This window comes from Thiorhodococcus fuscus, from assembly GCF_042682685.1.
GTDB classification, from domain to species: Bacteria; Pseudomonadota; Gammaproteobacteria; order Chromatiales; family Chromatiaceae; genus Imhoffiella; species Imhoffiella fuscus.
In genome coordinates this window covers 39,397-42,469 of the sequence record NZ_JBHUHX010000026.1, presented here as the reverse complement: position 1 = coordinate 42,469, position 3,073 = coordinate 39,397, and the positions used below count along the sequence as shown (strand labels likewise).

At 63.4% G+C, this 3,073-nt stretch carries 3 protein-coding genes; 2 read left to right on the top strand and 1 reads right to left on the bottom strand.

Translation table 11 applies throughout. The features are described from left to right. Positions 1-423: DUF4214 domain-containing protein (locus ACFSJC_RS11455; RefSeq protein ID WP_386026758.1), on the top strand; the 423-nt coding region annotated here is incomplete at its 5' end. 82 nt (positions 424-505) lie between these two features. Here ACFSJC_RS11455 and ACFSJC_RS11450 read toward each other — a convergent pair. Next, entirely contained in the window at positions 506-2,548 is a 2,043-nt protein-coding gene (locus tag ACFSJC_RS11450; protein WP_386026756.1) for an amylo-alpha-1,6-glucosidase, read from the bottom strand. Positions 2,549-2,805: 257 nt separating this feature from the next. Here ACFSJC_RS11450 and ACFSJC_RS11445 point away from each other — a divergent pair, with 257 nt between their 5' ends. Further along, positions 2,806-3,042 carry a plasmid pRiA4b ORF-3 family protein gene (locus ACFSJC_RS11445; protein ID WP_386026754.1) on the top strand — a complete coding sequence of 79 codons (237 nt, stop codon included), beginning with the start codon at positions 2,806-2,808 and terminating at the stop codon, positions 3,040-3,042. Positions 3,043-3,073: the final 31 nt, after the last annotated feature.

Below are 3,073 nucleotides of genomic sequence, written 5' to 3'. Positions count from 1 at the left end.
GTCTGCTCCAAAATATCTCAGGAAAAACAACGCACCATCGTACACTCAAAGTTCTGTGTAATGGGATGCCTTTATGGCGTTTTTGGTCGCGCCCCCGATGCGCCTGGGCTGGGCGATTGGGTCAGCGCTCTGGATAATGGCTTCAGCTTGCAGTCTGTTGCCGATAGCTTTCTCGCCAGCCCTGAGTTCAAGGCGCACTATGGGTCACCGCTTACCAATGGAAGCTATGTGGAACAACTCTATGAAAACTTCTTAAACCGATCTGCCGAAGCGTCAGGCTATGACGCGTGGGTGGGTGCTTTGGATGCCGGCTTACTGGACCGTTCCGATGTCCTGATCGCTTTCTCTCGGTCACCTGAATATCAAGATTTGATCGCCGGCGATATCGCCAACGGGATTCTTTTTGATGTGTGGTGGCAATAGCAGCAGGCGCATCGTGGGTTCAATGAGTGCGGCAAGCTGTGTTTCTGTCGCTTGAGGATTGAGGACCTCGATTCGCACCTGATCACGACAAGGGCGTCCGGCGCAAACGCCACCAGGCCTCCAGTGTGCAGGCCACAGACCATGCCTGCAGCGGGGTGCCGCGCGGGGTATGCGGTGGGTCGCCGTCGAAGATCTCGCTGATGCTGCCGAGTCCCGCGTCATGCAGGTGGTCGGCCATGGGCTCAAGGCGCGAGAGGGCGAGTTCCGCATCGCCCGTCACGCGGTATTCGGCCAGTGCGTAATGGCCGAGCAGCCAGCCCCAGACCGTGCCCTGATGGTAGGCGCCGTCACGCTCCCGGCGATCGCCGAGATAAGATCCTCGGTAGTCCGGGTGCGAAGGGGCGACTGAGCGCAGTCCGTAAGAGGTCAGCAGCTCGCGTCCGCAGACCGCGACCACGCTGGCCTGCTGCTCGGGCGACAGCGGCGATGCCGATAGGCTGACGGCGAAGATCTGGTTGGGGCGTAGACTGGGATCGTTGCCATCGGGTCCGTCCAACAGGTCGATGAGGCCGTTTCCATCCGCTTTCAGGTAGCGTCGGAACCCGGCTGCGGTTCGCACGGCGAGTTCTGCATAGTGGGCGGGATCACGCCCGAGCCGCACAGCCAGGTCTTGCATGGCGACCAGCCCGTTGTACCAGAGCGCGTTGATTTCCACCGGTTTGCCGATCCTTGGGGTCACCACCCAGTCGTCGGCCTTGGCGTCCATCCAGGTGAGTTGGACTCCGGGTTCTCCTGCCCGGATCAGGCCATCGATCGGGTCCATGCCGATCCCGTAGCGGGTGCCGTCGCGATAGGCCCGAACGATGTCGTCGAGGGTTGGGAAGACCCGTTCCAGGGCGCTCAGGTCCCCGGTCGCTTGCAGATAGGCGCGCCAGGCCTCCAGATACCAAAGGGCGGCGTCCACCGTGTTGTATTCCGGAATTTCTCCGCTCCCAGGGAAGACGTTGGGCAGCATGCCGCCGTCGACGAAGCGGGCGAAGGTCTCCAGGATTCGTCGGGCGCTTTCGGGGCGTCCGGTCGCCAGGGTCAGACCGGGAAGCGCAATCATGGTGTCGCGACCCCAGTCGCCGAACCAGGGATAGCCGGCGATGACCGACTCGCCGTCGGGTATCCCTTCCAGTGGGCGGGCGAAGAGGAAGGCGTCGGCAGCAAGCAGCAATTGGCGGATCCAGTCCGGCGCCTGGTCGAAGACTGGATCGGCCGAGCAGGCGCGGGCGATCAGGTTCGCGTCCCACCCGAGTTGGCGCTGCAATGACGCCTCTAGGTCCAGGCTCGATGCGCGCTGGCTTCCGACGGCCGCTGTGACACCGACCCATGTACCGGTTTCGAGCCTCAGCTCGGCGTGCCCGATCCGCAGATGGTCGTCGCGATTCTCGAGCCCGCGTTCGCGCTCGATCGGTAGGTCGAAACGCTCGATCCAGACAGAATCGATGCAGAGTGTGCCGCCGATCGCCTGGATGCCGAGTTCGAACCGATCGGGGTGCAGGACACGCAGCCGTCCGTCGTCCAGGCTCAGCTCGGGCTGGATCTGCCCGGTTTGGGTGACGCAGTGATGGTTGCGGGCGTCCACCAATAAATCGATGCGCAGTTGCAGGTTGCGATCATGGTGTCTGGTGAGCAGGCGCCAGCCGATCCAGACCCGATCGGCATCCTGCTCCAGCCAGATCCGCTGCTCGATCCGCATGTCCCCGATCGCATAGCGCCAGGTTGGGATGCGGCCGTCGAGTCGGAAGGACTCGATCTGCATCAGCCCGGCTGGGTCGATCGCTCCCTCGGACCAGCGGTTTGTGAAGAGCGGCCACTCGCGCCCGCCGTCGATCAGCGTGGCGTCGGCCTTGGCGAAGACCAGGACGCGTCCGAGCGGCGGCGAGACGGGCGCGACCAGCAGCCCGTGGTAGCGGCGGGTCAGCGAGCCGGCCAGGGTTCCGGCGGCATAGGCGCCACGCCTGTTGGTCAGCCACCACTCGCGGCGTTCGGCCTGATCGAGCTGGCCGCAGATCTCTCGGCCGAAGCGGATTGGTTTCGGTGGCTCGTCGGAGGTGGCGTGGGGTGGGAGAGCGTTCATGCGATGGCCTCCACGGGGTTCTGTGAGTGGGCGTTTGGACACGAACAGTATGGCGTGCTGCGCTTCAGTGCGCGTCGCGCCTTCCCACGACGCCGGTCAGCGATGAGTTCGTTCGTCGGAGGCCGACCCTATCGTCGCCGAGGCGGATTGAAGTATCCCGACTCATGGTTTCCATGCACCCGGTCCGGTGCGGATTTGGCAGTGCCGAGCTGACACCCTGGGCTGCGGTCGCGAACGTATCCGAGGTGGATTGCCGCATGATCTGGACGCTGAACATCAAGCTCGTAGCGCCGCCATGGGAGAGGCGGCTCGAAAGCCTGTTCCCGCTCCCCAAACACCGCAAGCTCTTCTACCTGGTCGACTTCGGTGACAACTGGATCTTCCAGGTCAGCCGCAGTCGTAAGAAACCCTTCGAGGCGGAACCGGGTGACGAGTATCCGCGCCTTCTCGACGAGAAAGGCGAGAAGCTGCAGCAGTATCCCAATTTCGAGTGATGATCTCGGCGTCGAGAAAAGGGGGCAGTGG

Excerpts from the sequence above, each read along its gene's own strand:
- ACFSJC_RS11450 (WP_386026756.1), bottom strand. The coding sequence starts at position 2,548 with ATGAACGCTCTCCCACCCCACGCCACCTCCGACGAGCCACCGAAACCA.
- ACFSJC_RS11445 (WP_386026754.1), top strand. The coding sequence starts at position 2,806 with ATGATCTGGACGCTGAACATCAAGCTCGTAGCGCCGCCATGGGAGAGG.